A 19,122-nucleotide genomic window follows, 5' to 3' on the forward strand; every position below is an offset into this window, starting at 1 on the left:
CTCCAAGGTTTTTTCCGACTGGCTTGTTTGCCAGCAGAGCCCCACTTCCAGCCAAAAAAAAGCGCAGATGCACAAAGCACCCGCGCAGTACGTCCTTACACTCGCATTGACGAACCGTAACAACCTGCCAACAGCCGTCTTGGCGTCGGTCAGGTGAGAAGCGGGGTGCTTCTGCTTTCGTTACAAACAAGCAATCATTCCACTTTATAAACTATACCACCTTGGCGATGGCATGTCAAGGAGCAGATCTTGATAAACACAACGAACTCCATTATAACGGATGTCCGCCCGATTGGCAAGAGAAAATTTGCAATGGTTCGTCTCATCGAGGTTTCAACCCGCCGATTGCGCGGATCGTGTCCGTTTTTCCCGCACATCGTCAGCGAGCAAGGCAATAAACTCGTCAAGCCCCATCGTCCGGCTTTCTTTTTCGCCATAGCGACGGACATTGACCGCCCGCTCGGCCGCCTCTTTATCGCCGACAACGAGCATGTACGGGATTTTTTGCATTTGCGCTTCGCGGATTTTATAGCCGATTTTTTCGTCGCGCTCGTCAACTTCGACGCGGAAGCCGCGTTCTTTCAGCGTCCGCTGCACGTCATACGCGTAATCGAGGTGCGCCTCCGGCGACACTGGGATCACTTTGACTTGAACCGGGGCGAGCCATGTCGGAAACGCGCCTTTATACTCCTCGATGAGGAACGCGACAAACCGCTCCATCGTCGAGACGACGCCGCGATGGATGACGACCGGACGATGCGGCTTCCCATCCTCGCCAATGTACGTCAAATCAAAGCGCTCGGGCAACAGGAAGTCAAGCTGCACCGTCGAGAGCGTCTCGTCTTTGCCAAGCGCCGTGCGCACTTGCACATCGAGCTTCGGCCCGTAAAACGCCGCTTCCCCTTCCGCTTCGTAGTAGTCGAGGCCGAGCTCGTCCATGGCTTCCCGCAGCATGCGTTGGGCTTTTTCCCACATTTCATCGTCGTCGTAATATTTTTCTTTGTCATGCGGATCGCGGTAAGACAAGCGGAACGAGTATTCCTCAATGCCGAAATCCTTATAGACTTCCAAAATCAAGTTGACGACGCGCTTGAACTCGTCTTTGATTTGGTCCGGGCGCACGAAAATGTGGGCGTCGTTGAGCGTCATGCCGCGGACGCGCTGCAGGCCGGTAAGCGCTCCAGACATTTCATAGCGGTGCATCGTGCCGAGCTCGGCGATGCGGATCGGCAGCTCGCGGTAGCTGTGCAGCTTGCTTTTGTAAATCATCATATGGTGCGGGCAGTTCATCGGACGAAGCACAAGTTCTTCGTTGTCCATCTCCATCGGCGGGAACATGTTTTCTTTGTAATGGTCCCAATGGCCCGATGTCTTGTACAGCTCAACGCTGCCGAGCACCGGCGTGTAGACATGATCGTATCCGAGCGCCACTTCTTTGTCGACGATGTACCGTTCGATCACGCGACGGATCGTCGCCCCTTTCGGCAGCCATAGCGGCAAGCCTTGTCCGACTTTTTGCGATGTCGTAAACAGCTCAAGCTCTTTGCCGAGCTTCCGGTGGTCGCGCTCTTTCGCTTCTTCAAGCAGGCGCAAATAACGATCCAAGTCTTCCTTTTTGAAAAAGGCCGTGCCGTAGATGCGCTGCAGCATTTTGTTGTTGCTGTCGCCGCGCCAGTAGGCCCCCGAGATGCTGAGCAGCTTGAACTCTTTGATTTTTCCAGTCGACGGCACGTGCACGCCGCGGCAAAGGTCGAAAAACTCGCCTTGCTCATAAATCGAAATCGGCTCGCCTTCCGGAATATCGGCGATCAACTCGAGCTTCAACTCATCGCCGATTTCTTCATACAGCCGGATGGCTTCTTCGCGGCTCACTTCTTTGCGGACGATGTCCAAATTTTCTTTGACAATCTTGCGCATTTCCGCTTCGATTTTCGGGAGGTCGTCCGGTGTCAGCTTATGCTCCATGTCGATATCATAGTAAAAGCCGTTTTCAATGACCGGACCGACGCCGAGCTTGACGTTGCCATACAGCCGCTTGATCGCCTGCGCCATTAAGTGGGCGGTGCTATGGCGCAAAATGTCAAGCGCCTCCGGCATGTCTTGGGTAATGATGACAAGCTCGCCATCTTCGTGAAGCGGCGTGCGCAAATCAACGAACCGGCCGTTCAGTTTGCCGGCGATCGCTTTTTTCTTCAGCCCCGGGCTGATCGAGGCAGCGATGTCTTCCGTCGTCGTCCCCTTCGGAAACTCCTTTTCCGCCCCATCTGGGAACGTGATGCGAATGACGTCTGGCATCGGCAATCACTCCTTTGTCATGATGATGAAAATGGAAAAATAAAAAAACTCCTCCCTCCTAAAGGGACGAGTTTTCATCGTGGTTCCACCCTTCTTCCCATAGCAGTGCCTCGCCATGCCATGGCTCAACAAGAATAACGGTCGTCCACCGGCGGCAACTACTGGGCGTTGCGTTCGCTGCCGCAGCTCTGAGGGGGTAAGTGCATTTTTCGTGTTAGGAAGGTTCCAGCCGCTGCCTTCCCTCTCTGGAAACCGTAAAAATGCACCCATGTCCTCGTCATCGCTTGTATTCATCATTCATGACGACATTATAGCGAAAACAGCAGGAAAAATCAAGCTTCTCCCCCATTTCCAGCGTTGGCGGCAAACAAGCGGGAAAAATCGGCGCGGCGGCAGACGATCAACCGTTCTTGAAACACGTTTTGCAGTGTCTGCACCATGCCGTCATCCGGATGATCGGTGTACAGCTCAATTTCCGCCGGAGCGAGCGAGACAAGCGGAGCGAGCACCGATGCATCAATATACATCGGCTGGCTGAAGACGAGATGGCGGTCGATCAACTGTCTCACTTCCGCCGCCGACAGCTCCCGCCGCTCGCTGTCGTAAAATACGAAGTGCGGCGGATCGTGCACCAAATACAGGCGCGGCCATTGCGGCGTCCGACCAGCCAGGCAGTCTCGCAGCATTTGCACAAAATTTTGATATTCCTGCTCCAGCTTGTATTCATCAATCGCCAGCTCGACATAATGTTGGAGGCGCTCCATATACGGCTTTAACCGGAACGTAACGAACGAAGAAAACGAAAACGACAAGCCGTCGCGCAAAAAGGAGGCAAAAGCGTCGCGCAACATCACGGTGCGCGAGGCGGCAAACGCCGCGCTTTTCCGGTAATCGCGCCGCTCTCCGTCCAAAAACGAATGAGCGAGGGCCAAAATTTGCTGCTGTTCTTCGACGTCGCGGAAATAAAAAACATTGGCAATGATGGATAACAGCAGCCGTTCTTCCATCACCTCCTGCATAAACGCCGTCATAGCTGGGATGATATGCTCCTCAAGCACACGCTTCTCCTCGCCCTGTATGTAAACCGCCACGGTTTTGTTCCCGTCATAAGCGGCATGAAACAGCGGACCGTCATCCGGTTGCCGGTGATATAGCAGCCCAACCAATTTTTCCGCCTCGCTTGCCTCGTCAAAATGGATTTCGATCACCCGCTGTCCCCCCCTTTAGCCCGAAAGGAATGCTTGGTTTATATATATGGGGACAACGGGCTGTTTAGACTAAAAAACCACAAAGCTTAGCGGCGTTTCGTGCGCTCATGGCGAAACAAAAAACCGGCATCCGACAACAGGACGCCGGTTGGCTCTGTAAAAACGACATCCAATGGCCTCTATCTATTATGGATGAAGCGAAAAAGTGTAACATATCCTTGATGAAAAAGTCGTTTGTCGATGTTCTCGACTGTCGAAGGCAAGCCGGTGGCTTGCCTTCGAGTCATGCCTAAGCGTGACGGAAGACCGAACAACCACCTGCTTCACAGACCCATGCGCGGGGCTGGAAGCGGCGTTGTTCGGTCGCCCGACAGTCGATCGATGCCTGCTTATTCAAAAGCTGCAAACGGTAACGTTTCAAATCGCCTTTATATATTTTGCTCGCGGCGGTTCGGCCCGGTAATTTCAATGGGGTAGGCCAAATAGCGGATTCGCTCCATAATGCGCGCCGCCTTCACCTTCTCTTCTTCGCCGCGCTGCGAATACGTCAAATGGTGGGCGAGCTGCTGCATATCAAAGTTCGACGTGAAAAACGTCGGCAAGTTTTCAAACATCCGGTATTGCAAGATCGGGCCAAACACATCATCGCGCACCCAGCTTGACATCGCCTCCGCCCCAAGGTCATCGAGCATCAGCACCGGCACTTTTTTGATATAATCAAGCTTTTCGTTCATCGTCTGGTCTTGAAGCGAATGTTTCATCTCACGAAACAGCTCGGGCACGTAGACGATCAGCGACGAAACGTTTCGCTTCGCCAGCTCGTTGGCGATCGCGGCGAGCAAATACGTTTTGCCCACCCCAAACGATCCGTGCAAATACAAGCCTTTCATTTTTTTCCCTGGCTCGTATTCCGCCACAAACCGCTCGGCAAATCGGATCGCTTTGATCCGCCCATCGTCATTGAGATCGACGTCAGAGAGCGAAGCACGCAAGATTTCGCGCGGCATGAACATGCTTTGAATGAGCGACTCTTGCCGTTTTCGCTCGTCATGCTGCACTTTTTTTGGGCAGCGGTCGTACTCAACGTCGATCCTTCCACCGTTGACCACCAAATTTGGATGGTACCCCGGCAGCATGTTGTTGCATCGCTCAAGGCCCGGACATTGGCGGCAATTCCCGTGCTGCTCGATGAACTCATACAGCTTCATCAAGCTGCGGTCAACCGCATCGGCCGACAATTGCCGTTCGTGCGCCCGCAAAAACGGCTGCACGTCCGGATGCTCCAAAATGTAGCGTTTCATTTGTTCGTAGCGTTGTTTAAACCGTTGATTGCCAAGCAACCGCTGCAACAGGTGGTTTACTCGTTCCATGGCTTTTCCCTCTATGATTCATCACGGTATTTTTTCAGCCGTTCCTCAAGCTCTTTGCGCGCCTGTTCGACGTCAAAATCATCATCATCCGGCTGGCTGTAATCCATGTTCAGCCAGTCCGGGACGATTTCCGTGCGCACGACTTTGCGCACCGTCCGCGTCCCTTTTTCCTTTTCGTTCGCCCAGTTTTGGTATGTTTTCGCCTCTTCTTTCGCCAGTTCCATTGCTTCCTTCACGGTTTTCACCTTTTTGCGCGCCCAATGGCTGGCGATTTTTTCTACGTATTTTTTCGACAGCTTCATATTCGTCCGGAGCATGACATAATAAATGAGCACGTTGACAACTCCGGGGAGCAGCTGCTGCTGGAACATAATGTCTTCGATCAACTGCAAATCAGCAAGCGACGGCTCAGCGCCGCCTGAAATCTCTTTCAGCAGCTGGCGCGGGGAAATTGTTTCCAGCTGTTTCATTAGTTGCTCCTCTTTTGTGCGCGGTTCGATGTTTTCCATCGTCCGGTAGGCGAGCGGCTGCACTCGTTCGACGAGGCGCGGCTCGACACCGCCATGTTCGAGCTCATACCATTCGCGCGCCGCCCGGCGCAACGCGTCAATATCGATATGATAGGCCGGATCGATGACGCCAAGGACCAGTTTTTGCATCTCAAGCGGCGGAATGCCGTATAAAAACGCCAGCTTTTTAATCGCTTCCTTCACTTTCGCTGTCACAGCCCGGCGCGGCACAAGCTGCTTGGACAGGCCGGCAAAAAACAGCTCAAAGTCGAATACATCATCATCGAGCACATACGACGCCTCATCCCGCCTGATGTGATCCTTCCCTTCAAGCAGCTCGGGCCCGGCTTCTTCGCTGAGGCCAGCGACGATTTGTTCAGCGGGCACGGCCGAAAACACGTCGGAAAACGACCGCGTCACCTGGGTGAATTTCGTTTCATCAATGGACGGACGGGCAAAAAAGTTGCTCAGCTGGATAAACAAGTGGCGGCCGACTTGCCGGTGCAAAAAAACGCTCAACATCTCGTCGCGGAAAAACTGGTCTGGCGCCAGCGGCGGACGCAGCTCATAAAGAAACAGCTTCGGTTCATCCGCCTCTGGAGCGTGGACGTATGTGTCGAGCAGCCCGATTCCTTCGAGTTTCAACCGTTCGCTGTAAATGTCCGGCAGTCCGCACTGCATGAGCGCCATAAGCCGATGATGGGTCGCTTCCTGGCCGTCAAGCAGCTCAAGCTCCCCCCAAAGCGTCATATAAAGCGCCAACGCCCGGCAGCCGATGAGCGGCTGGTAAAGCAGCGTCAGCACTTTACGGTCCACCTCATGCAACACCCCACGGCTTTGCACGGTATAACGGTCGACAGCAATCAGCTCTTTCCAATGGTGTTGCATCGCTCCGACCTTCCATTCCGCCGTATTCGTTTCAAACCGGCTCTCTCCTTTCCTGCCGAAAAGACGTTGAAAAAAGGGCTTGCCGCCTAACGCCAAAGCCCTTTTTACCGCTGCCCTTTTTTGATCAACTCTTTCAGTTCTTCAATGAACACATTAATATCTTTAAACTGCCGATAGACGGAAGCGAAGCGGACATAAGCCACCTCATCGATGTGTGACAGGCGCTCCATCACCATTTCGCCGATCGTTTCGCTTTTCACTTCCGAGACGCCTTGATTGCGCAGTTCGCGCTCAATTTCCTGCGTCACTTTTTCAAGCTCCTCGAGCGCCACCGGCCGCTTCTCGCACGCTTTGATCAAGCCGCGCAAAATTTTCTCCCGGCTGAATTCTTCGCGCGTTCCCTCTTTTTTCACGACAATCAGCGGCGGCTCCTCGATCCGCTCAAACGTCGTAAACCGATAATGGCACTGTTCGCACTCCCGCCGGCGGCGGATCGAACGACCCTCTTCAACTGGGCGCGAGTCAAGCACGCGCGTACCTTGATGATGGCATGAAGGACATCGCATAACATCCACTCCGTTGATCTTCTTATTTTCTATCATACCGGAATGGACGAAAGCAGACAAGATATAGTTAGCTGTTCAGTCCGGAACCGATATAGGGCAGGCGGGCGTTGAGCTTCCGGTACAAATCGAGAATGACCGCCCGGCTATGCCCAAAATCAACCGGCAATAGCTTCGTCTCCGTCGTCGCGGAAAAGTCGACCGCTGTTTCAAACGGCCGCACGGAAATGACGGTAGCGACGATGAACAACTTTTTGCCGCGCTTTGTTTGCGCACAAATTTCGCCGCGCTCTTCGGAAACAGAAACGAGCTCGGCGCCGGGCAACGACGAGAGCAGCTCTTTGACCGCATCGATGACGGCGCGGTTCGTCGCTTTGTAATAATGGCTCCTTAACTCTTCGTCTTCATGATTTTCCCGCGTTTCACAATGGTTTGTGAAGGCGTATTTCAGTGATTTCCACATGCTCATTGCCACGTCTCCCTAGTCATTCTTTTTCCTCCATCATACCATGATTTTCGCCGCCGTTGTACCGCCGAGGGCGCAAAAAAAGGAGCGTTTCGCTTACGCTCCTTTCGGTTTCATCATTATCCAATTACAGCGCCTGCGCCTTTTTCACTTCGATCGGGCGCATGCCGCGCGGAAGTTCAATCGTTTCCCGCGTTTGCGCGCCCAGCATTTCTGCGATGTAATCGGCGGCAATCGTCGGGTCTAAATGGCCGCATGTATACACATCAATGCTCGCATAGCCGTGTTCGGGAAACGTATGAATCGTCAAATGCGATTCCGAAATAATGACGACCCCGCTTACGCCTTGCGGAGCGAATTTATGGAACGCCACTTCGCGAATCTCCGCTCCCGACTTTAACGCGGCGTCAACGAACGTTTTTTCAATAAAATCAATATCATTCAGTTTGTCAAAGTCGCATCCCCAAAGTTCCGAGATAACGTGACGACCCATCGTGTCCATGAAAAGAATCCCCCTTTGAACCAATTTTCTCAAACAAATAAAAAACAGAAGGTGAGTTGCAAAATGGCATGTATAACTACCACGGGGGAAAGTTAGTCCTAAGAGGTCCTAACCCTTTAAGTAGTCACATTACCCTTGCCGTTAAGAAGTTCACGAGACATAGTATACTTTGTTTAGGGGGTTTTTGCAACAGGCTTTTTTAATTTTTTTGCATAAAAAAGAGAAAAAGCGCCCACGCCCGCGCTGTGGCCCGATCCGTTTGTGCGGATCGCAAAAGCCATAGCGCGGGCGGCGCGCTTCACATCGGACCGCCGCCAAGGCGGCGTGTCCGTTACGCATTGACGCTGAGACGCTCATTCATTTTGGCCGCGACAAGATGGGCTAAATCAACGACGCGGCACGAATAGCCCCACTCATTGTCATACCAAGCGAGCACTTTCACTTTTCGCCCTTCCATCACCATCGTCGACAGGCCGTCGATAATCGCAGAATGCGGATTCGTATTGAAATCGATCGATACAAGCGGCTCCATCGTGAAATCCAAAATGCCTTTCAATGGGCCGTTGGCAGCGCGGATGAGCGCCTCGTTCACCTCATCAACCGTCACATCGCGCTTCAAGTCGACGACCAAGTCGACGAGCGATACGTTCGGTGTCGGGACGCGGAGCGCCATGCCATGAAGCTTCCCTTTTAAATGCGGCAACACTAGGCCAAGCGCTTTCGCCGCTCCCGTTGTCGTCGGGATGATCGACTGCGCGCATGAGCGGGCGCGGCGCAAATCTTTATGCGGGTTGTCGATGTTTTTTTGGTCGTTCGTATACGCGTGAACCGTCGTCATCAGGCCGTTTTCAATCCCAAACGCTTCATCGAGCACTTTGACGACCGGAGCCAAACAGTTTGTCGTACACGAGGCGTTCGAAATGATGAAATGGCGGTCGATGTCAAGCATATGCTCGTTGACGCCAACGACGATCGTCACATCTTCATTTTTGCCCGGGGCGGTTAAAATGACGCGCTTCGCCCCTGCCTCAAGGTGAAGGCTCGCCTTTTCGCGGTCGTTGAATTTGCCGGTCGCTTCAATCACAATATCGATATCAAGCTCTTTCCACGGCAGCTGCTTCGGGTCGCGCGAGTTTAACAGCTTCACTTTTTTGCCGTTGACGAGCAGGCCATCTTCCAAAGCGATGACCTCACCTTCAAACTTGCCGTGGTTTGAGTCATATTTCACTAAATGGGCTAACGTTTCCGGCGGATAGCTGGCGTTCACCGCCACAATGTCGAGATCAGGAGAATTGATGGCGCGCCGGAACACCATCCGTCCGATTCGTCCGAAACCGTTAATCGCCACTTTCGCCTTCATTCACTTTGTTCTCCCCTCATATATGTTATACTATTTTCACATACTCACATAAATAGTATATCATATTTTTAGGGAATGTGGAGAACAAAATAACTGAAAGTGAACAAAAAAGACGCCTATTTTTCCAAGGCGTCCCATTGTTTCAAAATGGCCAACAGCTGACGGCGTGTCTCTTCTTTCGTTCCGTTATTGTTGATGACCGCATCGGCCCGTTTCATTTTTTCCGCCAGCGGCCATTGGGCGTGGATGCGGGCGCGCGCTTCTTCCTCAGTGAACCCGTTCCGCGCCATCAGCCGGCGAAGCTGGATGTCATCGTCAACATACACGACGAGCACTTTATCGACCCAGGATGTCAATCCGCTTTCAAATAAAAGCGGAATGTCCAATACAACCGTTTTCGCCCCGGAACGGACGAGCGCTTCTTTCTCCGCCAACATTTTCCGACGCACCGCCGGGTGAACGATGGCGTTTAGCTTTTTCCGTTCTTCTTCGTCGTTGAACACGATCGCCCCGAGTTTCGCCCGATCGATCTCTCCATTTGTCTGCAAAATGTCCGGACCGAAGGCGGCGACAATCTGTCGGTAGGCGTCTTCCCCCGGTCGGACGACGGCGCGCGCCGCTTCGTCAGCGTCAATGACCGGAAGGCCGAGCTCGCGCATCATCGCACTCACCGTGCTTTTGCCGCTGGCGATCCCGCCGGTCAGTCCGATCGTCAACGTCATGGAACCTCTCTCCTTTTTATGCGCCGCCTAGCGCTGGCAGCGCGGGCAATAATGCGTGCCGCGGCCGGCGACGACTATTTTTTCAATCGACGTGCCGCATCGTTTGCACGGCTTGCCTTGGCGGCCATACACGTACAAATGATGTTGAAACGTGCCGGCCTCGCCTTGCGTGTTCACGTACGTACGCACCGTGCTTCCCCCTTTCATGACCGCCTCGCCGATCGTCGCCACCATTTCCTCATGCAGGCGCTCGATCTCTTTGCCGGAGAGCGAGGCAGCCGGCCGTCCGGGAAGAATGCCGGCGCGAAACAGCGATTCGTCGACATAAATATTGCCAAACCCAGCCACGACCGTCTGGTCAAGGAGCAGCGCCTTGACCGACCGTTTCGTGTTCACTGCCCGCTCCGCCAATACGGCCGGGGAAAACGCCGGGGAAAGCGGCTCCGGTCCAAGCTCAGCAAGCGGCGGCCGGCGGTCAGCTTCTTCTTTGGCATAAACGTGCATCGTTCCGAACTTGCGCACGTCGCGGTAGCGAAGCTCGCTGCCGTCCGTGAAGCAAAACACGACGTGCGTATGCGGCTCGAGCGGCTCGAGGGCAGAAGCGACGGCATAGCGCCCTTCCATGCGCAAATGGGAAATGAGCGCATCGCGGTCGAGCAGGAATTTTAAAAATTTCCCTCTCCGTTCCAAACCACGCACCGTCTGTCCGATCATTCTTGCCGCAAACGCCTCGGGGTCTCGCGGATGGCGGATGATGTTCGGCCAAAAGATGCGCACGTCCTCAATCGTTTTGCCGACCACAAGCGGCAAAAGCGTACGACGGATCGTTTCCACCTCCGGCAATTCCGGCATGGTTATCCCCCCTTTCCTCCGTTTTCCTGCATCGTTCCAGCCGACGCTTTCGCATTGACGCCGGTCCATCCGCCGAGAGAAAGATTCTCCATGAGGCGCCGGCCGTTTCGCGCCAAGGCCGCCTTTTATTTCGCGTCATACCACGTCGAGCCATAATGGTAATCGACTTTGAGCGGCACGCGAAGTGTGACCGCTTGCTCCATCACTTCCGGAACGAGCCGGCACAGCCGCTCCATCTCTTCTTTCGGCGCCTCCAAAATGAGCTCGTCATGCACTTGCAGCAAAAGGCGCGCTTGCAGCCGCTCTTCCTTCAGTCTGGCGTTCAGATCGATCATCGCCTTTTTAATAATGTCAGCGGCGCTCCCTTGAATCGGCGTGTTCATCGCCGTCCGCTCGGCGAAGCTGCGGACGTTGAAGTTGCGGCTCGTGATATCCGGCAAATAGCGGCGCCGATGCAACAGCGTCGTCACATACCCTTTCTGTTTCGCTTCTTGCACAATGTTTTCCATATACCGCTTCACGCCCGGAAAACTGGCAAAGTAGCGCTCGATGAATTCAGCCGCCTCTTTGCGCGAAATATTTAAGTTTTGCGCCAAGCCGTAATCACTGATCCCGTAAACGATCCCAAAGTTGACCGCCTTCGCCTGACGGCGCATGTTGGGCGTCACTTCGTCCTCGCTCACATGGAAAATGTCCATCGCTGTTTTCGTATGGATATCCAAATCGCGGCGGAACGCTTCAATTAAATTGTCATCTTCAGCAATATGGGCGAGGACGCGCAACTCAATTTGCGAGTAGTCGGCGGCGAAAATGAGCCAGTCGGGCTCCGACGGCACGAACGCTTGGCGAATTTTCCGTCCTTCCTCAAGCCGAATCGGAATGTTTTGCAAGTTCGGCTCCGTCGAGCTGAGCCGTCCGGTTTGCGTCAGCGCCTGATTGAAAATCGTATGCACCTTCTTTGTATCGGGTCGCACGACTTTCAGCAATCCTTCAATATACGTCGACTGCAACTTGCCAAGCTGGCGGTAATGCAAAATGTTTTCCACGATCTCGTGATAAGGCGCAAGTTTTTCAAGCACATCCGCCGAAGTGGAGTAGCCGGTTTTCGTTTTTTTCAAGACCGGCAGCTGCAGTTTTTCAAATAAAATGACGCCGAGCTGTTTCGGAGAATTGATGTTGAACTCCTGGCCGGCGAGCTCATAAATGCGCTGCTCGACCGTACGCAGCTGCTCCGCGAGCTCTTCGCCCATCTGTTCGAGCCGCTTCGTATCCACTTTCACCCCGGCAAATTCCATTTCCGCCAAAATCGTTGCCAGCGGTTGCTCGAGCTCGACGAGCAACCCATCTTGTTCGTTGCGGCGCAACTCATCCAAAAACGGCCGTTCGAGCGCCCAAATCGCCGCCGCCTTGCGGACGAGATGCTCGGCGAGCACTGGCTCATCCGGCACGGCCCGCTTCGCCCCTTTGCCATACACCGCTTCATCCGGCCGCACCGCTTCGTATTGCTTCATTTTTGCTGCGGCAGCCACATCATCAACACCTTGCGCCGGATCAAGCAAATAGGCGGCCAGCAATAAATCAAAGGAAACGCCGCATAGCTCAATTCCTTTCCATTTCAAGGCGACTGCCGCGCGCTTTGAGTCAAACATGCTTTTTTTCTTCGTTTCATCACCAAGCCAGGCGACAAACTGCGGATCGGCAAGCGCCGTCTCCGGGCGCAGGAAAAACCGTCCATGTTCGTTGACCACAGCGATGCCGACGATCGGCGCATCATGATAATTTTCCTCGACCACCTCAACGACAAGCGCCGCCTTGTCGGCAAGCATCTCCTCCGTCACGCGGTCAGCAAGCGTGAATGCCATCTCCGCAAGCGGTTTTTCCTCTTCTGGTGACGGCGAATCCATTTTCTCTAAAAACGATTGAAACCCAAGCTCTTTAAATAAAGCGATCACTTTCTCACGGTCTTCACCTTGATAGGCGATGTCATCAAGCGAGAGCTCGACCGGGGCGTCGCGGCGAATGGCGGCGAGCTTTTTGCTTAAAAGCGCCACATCGCGGTGTTGGCGCAGCGTTTCTTTCAACTTTTCGCCTTTGATCTCGTCAATGGAGGCGAGCACGTTTTCGACCGTGCCGAATTGCCTGAGCAGCTTGACCGCCGTCTTTTCCCCAATGCCCGGCACCCCAGGAATGTTGTCCGACTTGTCGCCCATCAATCCTTTCAAATCAACGATTTGTTCCGGGGTTAAGCCATATTTTTCGCGGACCGTCTCCGGCGTGTACGGTTCGATATCGGTAATCCCTTTTTTCGTAATGTCCACCGTCACATGGGGGGAGGCGAGCTGGGTTAAATCGCGGTCGCCGGAAATGACTTTCACCTCAAACCCTTCCTGCTCGGCGCGGGCGGCAAGCGTTCCGATAATATCGTCCGCTTCGTAGTTGTCGAGTTCATAGGCAGGGATGCGATACGCTTTCAGCAACTCGCGCAACAGCGGAAACTGCTCCGACAGCTCCGGGGGCGTCTGCTGGCGCCCGCCTTTATACTCTTGAAACGCTTCATGCCGAAACGTCGTTTTCCCAGCATCAAACGCCACAAGCAAATGGGTTGGCTCTTCTTCGGCCAAAATTTTGTTCAACATCATCGTAAACCCGTAGACGGCGTTCGTATGGATGCCTTTGTCGTTATGCAGCAGCGGCAAGGCGAAAAAGGCGCGGTACGCCACGCTGTTGCCGTCGATTAAGACCAGCTTTTTCTTCAATTTCATCCCTCCTCGGATGCTCCTTGTTCTATCATGCCTGCGGCTTGCCTTGAAACGCTCTCCCACCATGATGGGAGGCGCCGATTCATCCCCCACTTACGCTCACGCTGAGAAATGGGGGGCTTCTCAGTTGGAGATGATAAAAAAAGAGGCCGGCTACCGCCCCGGCTTTGGAAAATGGATCGTAAACACGGTGCCGCGCCCCACTTTGCTCGCTACGGTAATATATCCGTGGTGAGCCTCAACCAAATGTTTCACAATCGCCAGGCCCAACCCCGTTCCGCCGGAATCGCGGCTGCGCGCCTTGTCGACGCGGTAAAAACGCTCAAAAATGCGCGGGATTTCCTTTTCCTCAATGCCGATGCCGGTGTCTTTCACATGAATCAACACTTCGTTTTCCGTCTCTTCCGCCTCGACGGCGACCCGTCCGCGCTCCGGCGTATACGTGATGGCGTTGGCGAGCAAGTTCAGCAAAATTTGCTTCATCCGATTTCTGTCACCGCGGATGACAAGCCCGGGTGGCGATTCGATATGCAAATCAATTTGTTTTTCCGCCGCTTTTTGGCGAAACACAGCAGCCGCTTCGGCGATGACTTGAGCGATATCCACGTCTTCGAGTTGCAGCTGAAACCCGTGTTGCTCGATTTTCGACAAGTCCAACAGTTCCTCAACGAGCGTTTGCAACCGTTCGCTTTCTTTTAAGATGATGGTCAAAAAATGTTCGAGCGCCGCTTCATCCTTCATGGCACCATCCAATAGCGTTTCGGCGAATCCTTTGATGGACGTCACCGGCGTTTTCAATTCGTGCGAAACGTTAGCGACAAAGTCTTTGCGGATTTGCTCAAGACGCTTCAGCTCCGTAATGTCGTGAAACACGACGACAATCCCTTTCCATTCGGCGTTCGTGCCGATGATCGGGGCCCCGTATACATCGAAATGTTTCCGCTCGATGCCAATCGTCAGCCGCATATGTCGACGCATCGTCGTTTCGGTGATGAAAATATCATCGATAAACCGGACGATGTCGCGGTGCGGCAGCACATCGGCGTACGGACGGTACAGGCAGGCGGACGGATCGATATGAAACTGCATTTGGAACGCCCGGTTGATGAGGGAAATATGTCCACGGTGGTCAATAAACAACAGCCCGCTGCCAACGTTTTCAATGAGCGTGTGAAGCCGATCGGTCTGAATTTCCCGCGCCCGGCTCATCTCCTGCAAATGGCGGGCCAGCCGGTTGATCGAGCGCACAAGCATCCCGGCCTCGTTATATTCACCATCGGGCACACGGGCGGCGTAATTGCCTTTTTCCAGCTCAAACGCCACTTTCGTCGCTTCTTCAATCGGCTTCATATATTGATTGGCGATTTTCCAGACGAGGGCGATGATGACAACGAGCGCCATCCCGAGGCTGCTCGTGAGCACCCCCCAAATTTGCTCGTTTACTTTTTGGAGTGAGCTCGTCGGCGTGCTTAAAACGACGTACCCGCTCCGTTCACCGCGCTCGTACGGGACGATGTAGTAATAGACGTCGTTTGTTTTTTCAATCACGGAAAAACGGGGAAACTGCTTTTTGCGCAAAATCATTCGGACGATGCGCTCATGGTCTTTGTCGCTGATCGCCGCGACGCGACCGCTGTCAAACCGCACCCGTTCTTCTTTATCGAGCACGGTGATGCGGGACGACAGCTCATTCCCCATTTCCTGCAAATCGGCGCGGATTTGCTCGAGCGGTTCATTTTCAAGCAAAATCGCAAGCGCTTGGGCCTCTTTTTCCATCCGTTTGTTCATCGTCTCGGCGTAAAAATCTTTCAGCAATTGCCCGAGCAAAAGCCCGAGGGCGATCAACACCGCGGCGATGAGCGTCACGAGCCAAAACAAAAGGCGGGTGCGGAAGCTATTCATGCCGCTTCGGTTCCTCCAACTTGTAGCCAAGGCCGCGCACCGTTTTAATGTACATCGGTTTTTTCGTATCGGTTTCGATCTTCTCGCGCAAGTGACTGATATGGACGTCGACAATGCGTGTATCACCGGCAAACTCGTAGTTCCACACAGCGCTGAGCAGCTGGTCGCGCGTCAACACCCGCCCTTTATGGCGAGCCAAATAAAGGAGCAACTCAAACTCTTTCGGCGTCAGCTCAAGCGGCTTGCCGCCGATCGTTGCTTCATAGCGTTCTGGAAAAATTTCCAGCTCGCCAACAACAAGCCGCTCGCTCGATTCAGCCGCCGGCTGAACGATCTCCGTGCGGCGCAAAATCGCCTTGACGCGTGCAATGACTTCGCGCGGGCTGAACGGCTTCGTCATATAGTCGTCGGCGCCAAGCTCAAGGCCAAGCACTTTGTCAAATTCATCATCGCGAGCCGTCAACATTAAAATCGGCGTCATGATTTGCTGCTGGCGAAGCCGCTTGCACACATCAACGCCGTCAAGCTTCGGCAGCATCAAGTCCAAAATGATGAGCGCCGGCTGTTCGGACGCTACTTTCACGAGCGCCTCTTCGCCATCGTGAGCGGTCACGACGTGAAATCCGGCTTTCTCCAAATTGTACGACAACAGAGTCACAATCGGCTGTTCGTCATCGACAACTAAAATTTTTCGTCCCATGCCGCTCCTCCATCCCGTCCAATGGTTTCTGCCTTTATGATACCACAATTGACGCCTTGATTCGGACAAAAAAGAAAAAAGGAGTTTTCCTGCGGACAGGTCGCCCGCGGAAAACTGACCCTCGCGTTTCGTTGGCTTCTTTTGGCGGAAAGCGGCATGAAACTTCCCCTTTGTTTCGAAGTGGGGGACTTCTTTCGGAAATCCGTTAAAAGTTCTCGAGCACGCGCCCGTCTAGGCGCGGCAACGTATGCGGCGGACAAACAGACAACGCCCCTTCCAGCACCGTCTCCGCACCGCGCGTCGCCATGACGGACAACGTCACGCAATGGCCCGCCTCATCGACATCGGCGACTTCCAGCAAAAATTCGAGCGTTTCATAATGATAAACTGGGCGGAGAAAGCGAAGATCCTGCCGCGTAATGTAGCTGCCCGGGCCCGGCAAATATTTGGAGACCGCGGAAGTGATCATCCCCGTCAACATGACCGGCGGAACGACCGGTTTTCCAAACGGCGTCTGCGAAGCATAATCGTGCTGGATATAGAGCGGATTGGCATCATCCGTCAGCCCAAGATAAAGAAGCAAATCTTTATCTTCGATGGCGGCTTGGAACACGAGCTTTTCCCCCGCTTGAATTTCCCCGATCCGTCTCCCGAGCTTCCGTTTTTTCAACATGTTTCCACCCCTTTGTTGTCTAGAAAGCGCTTTCATTGACTGTGGGCAAAAATCCGGGCAACGCCCGAATTTTTGCCTCGCCACTATTCCAACATACGCATGACATTTTTGACGGATTCGACGGATTTGGCGAGCGCCGCTTTTTCCTCTTCGGTCAGCTCGAGCTCGATCACTTTCTCGATGCCGTTGCCGCCGAGGATCGTCGGCACGCCCAAATAAATGCCTTCATAGCCGTATTCGCCTTCAAGATAGGCGATTGCCGGCAAAATGCGGCGCTGGTCTTTCAAAATCGCCTCGACCATTTCGACCAACGACGCGGCCGGTGCGTAGTAGGCGCTGCCGTTGCCGAGCAGGTTGACGATTTCACCGCCGCCTTTGCGCGTCCGCTCAACGATGGCGTCCAAACGATCTTTCGGAATGAGTTTTTCGAGCGGAATGCCGCCGGCGTACGAGTAGCGGACGAGCGGCACCATGTCGTCGCCATGGCCGCCTAAAACAAACCCAGTGACATCTTTTACCGAAATGTTCAGCTCTTGAGCGACGAACGTGCGGAAGCGCGCCGTATCCAAGACGCCCGACTGTCCGATGACACGGTTTTTCGGGAACCCGGACTCTTTGAAGACCGTATACGTCATCGCATCAACCGGGTTCGTCAAGACGATGATGTAGCAGTTCGGCGAATATTTGACGACTTCTTTCGTCACTTGCTTCATAATTTTTTGGTTCGTCGTCACCAAATCGTCGCGGCTCATGCCCGGTTTGCGGGCGATGCCTGCCGTGATGACGACAATGTCGGAATCGGCTGTGTCAGCGTAATCCGACGTGCCGATGATGTTCGCGTCAAAGCCGAGCACCGGGCTTGCCTCGAGCATATCGAGCGCCTTCCCTTTCGTTGGGTTCTCAAGCTGCGGAATATCGACCAACACGACGTCGCCGAGCTCTTTTTGCGCCAAAAGGAACGCCGTCGTCGCCCCCGTGAATCCGGCGCCGATCACCGAGATTTTTTTTCGTTTCATCGCCATCGTTTGCCATCCCTTTCTTTCAAAGGTTAGTCCATATTGCGGATGAGCGCATCAGCAAATTCCGAACATTTCACTTCTGTCGCCCCTTCCATCAGGCGGGCGAAGTCATACGTGACGATTTTCGCGGCGATTGTTTTCTCCATCGCTTTGATGATCAATTTCGCTGCTTCGTTCCAACCGAGATGCTCAAACATCATCACGCCAGATAGGATGACGGACGACGGATTGACTTTATCGAGCCCCGCATATTTCGGCGCCGTGCCGTGCGTCGCTTCGAAAATGGCGTGACCGGTTTCGTAGTTGATGTTCGCTCCCGGAGCGATGCCGATGCCGCCTACCTGGGCTGCGAGGGCATCCGAGATATAGTCGCCGTTTAAGTTCATCGTCGCGATGACATCAAACTCTCGTGGACGCGTCAAAATTTGTTGCAGGAAGATGTCAGCGATGACGTCTTTGATAATGATTTTGCCGGACGCTTCCGCATCAGCAAGCGCTTTGTTCGCCGCTTCCTTGCCTTCCGCTTCAACGATTCGGTCGTATTGCGCCCATGTGAACACTTTGTCGGCGAATTCTTCCTCCGCCAATTCATAACCCCAGTTTTTAAACGCGCCTTCGGTGAATTTCATAATGTTCCCTTTATGAACGAGCGTCACCGACTTGCGGCCGTGTTCGATCGCGTAGTTGATCGCCGCGCGCACGAGCCGCTTCGTCCCTTGTTCGGAAATCGGCTTAATGCCAATGCCGGACGTTTCCGGGAAGCGGATTTTGCGCACGCCCATTTCGTTTTGCAAAAAGTCGATCACTTTTTTCACTTCCGGCGTGCCTTTGGCATATTCAATGCCAGCGTAAATGTCTTCCGTGTTTTCACGGAAGATGACCATATCGGTGTCTTCCGGGCGTTTCACCGGCGACGGAACGCCTGGGAAGTAGCGGACCGGGCGCAGGCAGACAAACAGGTCGAGCTCTTGGCGGAGCGCTACGTTCAGCGAGCGGATGCCGCCGCCGACCGGCGTTGTCAACGGCCCTTTAATGGCGATTATGTATTCGCGGATCGTCTCGAGCGTCTCATCCGGAAGCCAGTTGCCCGTCAGCTTGTACGCTTTTTCACCAGCAAGCACTTCCTTCCAGACGATTTTTTTCTCGCCTTTGTACGCTTTTTCCACCGCTGCTTCGAGCACGCGCGAAGCGGCCGCCCAAATGTCCGGGCCGGTTCCGTCCCCTTCGATGAACGGGATGATCGGATGGTTTGGAACGTTGAGCACACCATTAGTGACCGTAATTTTTTCCCCTTGCGTCACGTGTAAACCCCCCAATGCGATGTTTTATTGAAA

At 53.9% G+C, this 19,122-nt stretch carries 16 protein-coding genes and 1 other annotated feature; all 16 genes read right to left on the bottom strand.

Features of this window, described 5'->3' with window-relative positions; translation table 11 throughout:
• Positions 1-49: 49 nt before the first annotated feature.
• Positions 50-183 (bottom strand) — a sequence feature (ribosomal protein L20 leader region).
• Between the two features lie 150 nt (positions 184-333).
• The 16 genes from thrS to icd all read right to left on the bottom strand — a co-directional run bounded on the left by thrS (position 334) and on the right by icd (position 19,089).
• Positions 334-2,295 carry a threonine--tRNA ligase gene (thrS, locus tag B1A75_RS10505; RefSeq protein WP_074044331.1) on the bottom strand — a complete coding sequence of 654 codons (1,962 nt, stop codon included), beginning with the start codon at positions 2,293-2,295 and terminating at the stop codon, positions 334-336.
• Positions 2,296-2,627: 332 nt separating this feature from the next.
• Positions 2,628-3,503 (bottom strand): putative sporulation protein YtxC, encoded by an 876-nt coding sequence (ytxC, locus tag B1A75_RS10510; RefSeq protein ID WP_074044332.1) that lies wholly within the window; start codon positions 3,501-3,503, stop codon positions 2,628-2,630.
• A gap of 428 nt (positions 3,504-3,931) precedes the next feature.
• Positions 3,932-4,873 carry a primosomal protein DnaI gene (dnaI, locus tag B1A75_RS10520; protein ID WP_013144524.1) on the bottom strand — a complete coding sequence of 314 codons (942 nt, stop codon included), beginning with the start codon at positions 4,871-4,873 and terminating at the stop codon, positions 3,932-3,934.
• Positions 4,874-4,884: 11 nt separating this feature from the next.
• On the bottom strand, positions 4,885-6,270 hold the full coding sequence (locus B1A75_RS10525; protein WP_079936181.1) for a replication initiation and membrane attachment family protein: 1,386 nt from the start codon (positions 6,268-6,270) through the stop codon (positions 4,885-4,887).
• Positions 6,271-6,374: 104 nt separating this feature from the next.
• Positions 6,375-6,836 (bottom strand): transcriptional regulator NrdR, encoded by a 462-nt coding sequence (nrdR, locus tag B1A75_RS10530; protein ID WP_013144522.1) that lies wholly within the window; start codon positions 6,834-6,836, stop codon positions 6,375-6,377.
• A 67-nt stretch (positions 6,837-6,903) separates the two neighbouring features.
• Positions 6,904-7,302, bottom strand: a complete 399-nt coding sequence (locus B1A75_RS10535) for an aminotransferase class IV (RefSeq protein WP_074044333.1) — start codon at positions 7,300-7,302, stop codon at positions 6,904-6,906.
• 124 nt (positions 7,303-7,426) lie between these two features.
• Positions 7,427-7,801 (bottom strand): adenosylmethionine decarboxylase, encoded by a 375-nt coding sequence (gene speD, locus B1A75_RS10540; protein ID WP_011232199.1) that lies wholly within the window; start codon positions 7,799-7,801, stop codon positions 7,427-7,429.
• Between the two features lie 331 nt (positions 7,802-8,132).
• Entirely contained in the window at positions 8,133-9,161 is a 1,029-nt protein-coding gene (locus B1A75_RS10545) for a glyceraldehyde-3-phosphate dehydrogenase (RefSeq protein WP_074044334.1), read from the bottom strand.
• Positions 9,162-9,277: 116 nt separating this feature from the next.
• Positions 9,278-9,883, bottom strand: a complete 606-nt coding sequence (coaE, locus tag B1A75_RS10550) for a dephospho-CoA kinase (RefSeq protein WP_074044335.1) — start codon at positions 9,881-9,883, stop codon at positions 9,278-9,280.
• A 27-nt stretch (positions 9,884-9,910) separates the two neighbouring features.
• Positions 9,911-10,735, bottom strand: a complete 825-nt coding sequence (gene mutM, locus B1A75_RS10555; RefSeq protein ID WP_074044336.1) for a DNA-formamidopyrimidine glycosylase — start codon at positions 10,733-10,735, stop codon at positions 9,911-9,913.
• 125 nt (positions 10,736-10,860) lie between these two features.
• Positions 10,861-13,497 carry a DNA polymerase I gene (gene polA / locus B1A75_RS10560; RefSeq protein ID WP_074044337.1) on the bottom strand — a complete coding sequence of 879 codons (2,637 nt, stop codon included), beginning with the start codon at positions 13,495-13,497 and terminating at the stop codon, positions 10,861-10,863.
• 150 nt (positions 13,498-13,647) lie between these two features.
• Entirely contained in the window at positions 13,648-15,396 is a 1,749-nt protein-coding gene (gene pnpS, locus B1A75_RS10565; protein ID WP_079936170.1) for a two-component system histidine kinase PnpS, read from the bottom strand.
• Complete coding sequence (locus B1A75_RS10570; protein WP_011232206.1) at positions 15,389-16,096, bottom strand: response regulator transcription factor; 708 nt, start codon at positions 16,094-16,096, stop codon at positions 15,389-15,391. Before B1A75_RS10570 ends, pnpS begins: the two co-directional genes overlap by 8 nt.
• Before the next feature lie 205 nt (positions 16,097-16,301).
• Positions 16,302-16,769, bottom strand: coding sequence for a MaoC/PaaZ C-terminal domain-containing protein (locus B1A75_RS10575; protein WP_074044339.1), 468 nt, complete (start codon positions 16,767-16,769; stop codon positions 16,302-16,304).
• Between the two features lie 83 nt (positions 16,770-16,852).
• On the bottom strand, positions 16,853-17,791 hold the full coding sequence (mdh, locus tag B1A75_RS10580) for a malate dehydrogenase (protein ID WP_074044340.1): 939 nt from the start codon (positions 17,789-17,791) through the stop codon (positions 16,853-16,855).
• A 26-nt stretch (positions 17,792-17,817) separates the two neighbouring features.
• Complete coding sequence (icd, locus tag B1A75_RS10585; protein WP_074044341.1) at positions 17,818-19,089, bottom strand: NADP-dependent isocitrate dehydrogenase; 1,272 nt, start codon at positions 19,087-19,089, stop codon at positions 17,818-17,820.
• Positions 19,090-19,122 lie beyond the last annotated feature (33 nt).

This window comes from Geobacillus sp. LEMMY01 (genome assembly GCF_002042905.1).
GTDB classification, from domain to species: domain Bacteria; phylum Bacillota; class Bacilli; order Bacillales; family Anoxybacillaceae; genus Geobacillus; species Geobacillus proteiniphilus.

Coding starts and splice junctions, on each gene's coding strand:
- thrS (WP_074044331.1), bottom strand. CDS start 2,295: ATGCCAGACGTCATTCGCATCACGTTCCCAGATGGGGCGGAAAAGGAG.
- dnaI (WP_013144524.1), bottom strand. CDS start 4,873: ATGGAACGAGTAAACCACCTGTTGCAGCGGTTGCTTGGCAATCAACGG.
- B1A75_RS10525 (WP_079936181.1), bottom strand. CDS start 6,270: ATGCAACACCATTGGAAAGAGCTGATTGCTGTCGACCGTTATACCGTG.
- nrdR (WP_013144522.1), bottom strand. CDS start 6,836: ATGCGATGTCCTTCATGCCATCATCAAGGTACGCGCGTGCTTGACTCG.
- B1A75_RS10535 (WP_074044333.1), bottom strand. CDS start 7,302: ATGAGCATGTGGAAATCACTGAAATACGCCTTCACAAACCATTGTGAA.
- speD (WP_011232199.1), bottom strand. CDS start 7,801: ATGGACACGATGGGTCGTCACGTTATCTCGGAACTTTGGGGATGCGAC.
- B1A75_RS10545 (WP_074044334.1), bottom strand. CDS start 9,161: ATGAAGGCGAAAGTGGCGATTAACGGTTTCGGACGAATCGGACGGATG.
- coaE (WP_074044335.1), bottom strand. CDS start 9,883: ATGACGTTGACGATCGGACTGACCGGCGGGATCGCCAGCGGCAAAAGC.
- mutM (WP_074044336.1), bottom strand. CDS start 10,735: ATGCCGGAATTGCCGGAGGTGGAAACGATCCGTCGTACGCTTTTGCCG.
- polA (WP_074044337.1), bottom strand. CDS start 13,497: ATGAAATTGAAGAAAAAGCTGGTCTTAATCGACGGCAACAGCGTGGCG.
- pnpS (WP_079936170.1), bottom strand. CDS start 15,396: ATGAATAGCTTCCGCACCCGCCTTTTGTTTTGGCTCGTGACGCTCATC.
- B1A75_RS10570 (WP_011232206.1), bottom strand. CDS start 16,096: ATGGGACGAAAAATTTTAGTTGTCGATGACGAACAGCCGATTGTGACT.
- B1A75_RS10575 (WP_074044339.1), bottom strand. CDS start 16,769: ATGTTGAAAAAACGGAAGCTCGGGAGACGGATCGGGGAAATTCAAGCG.
- mdh (WP_074044340.1), bottom strand. CDS start 17,791: ATGGCGATGAAACGAAAAAAAATCTCGGTGATCGGCGCCGGATTCACG.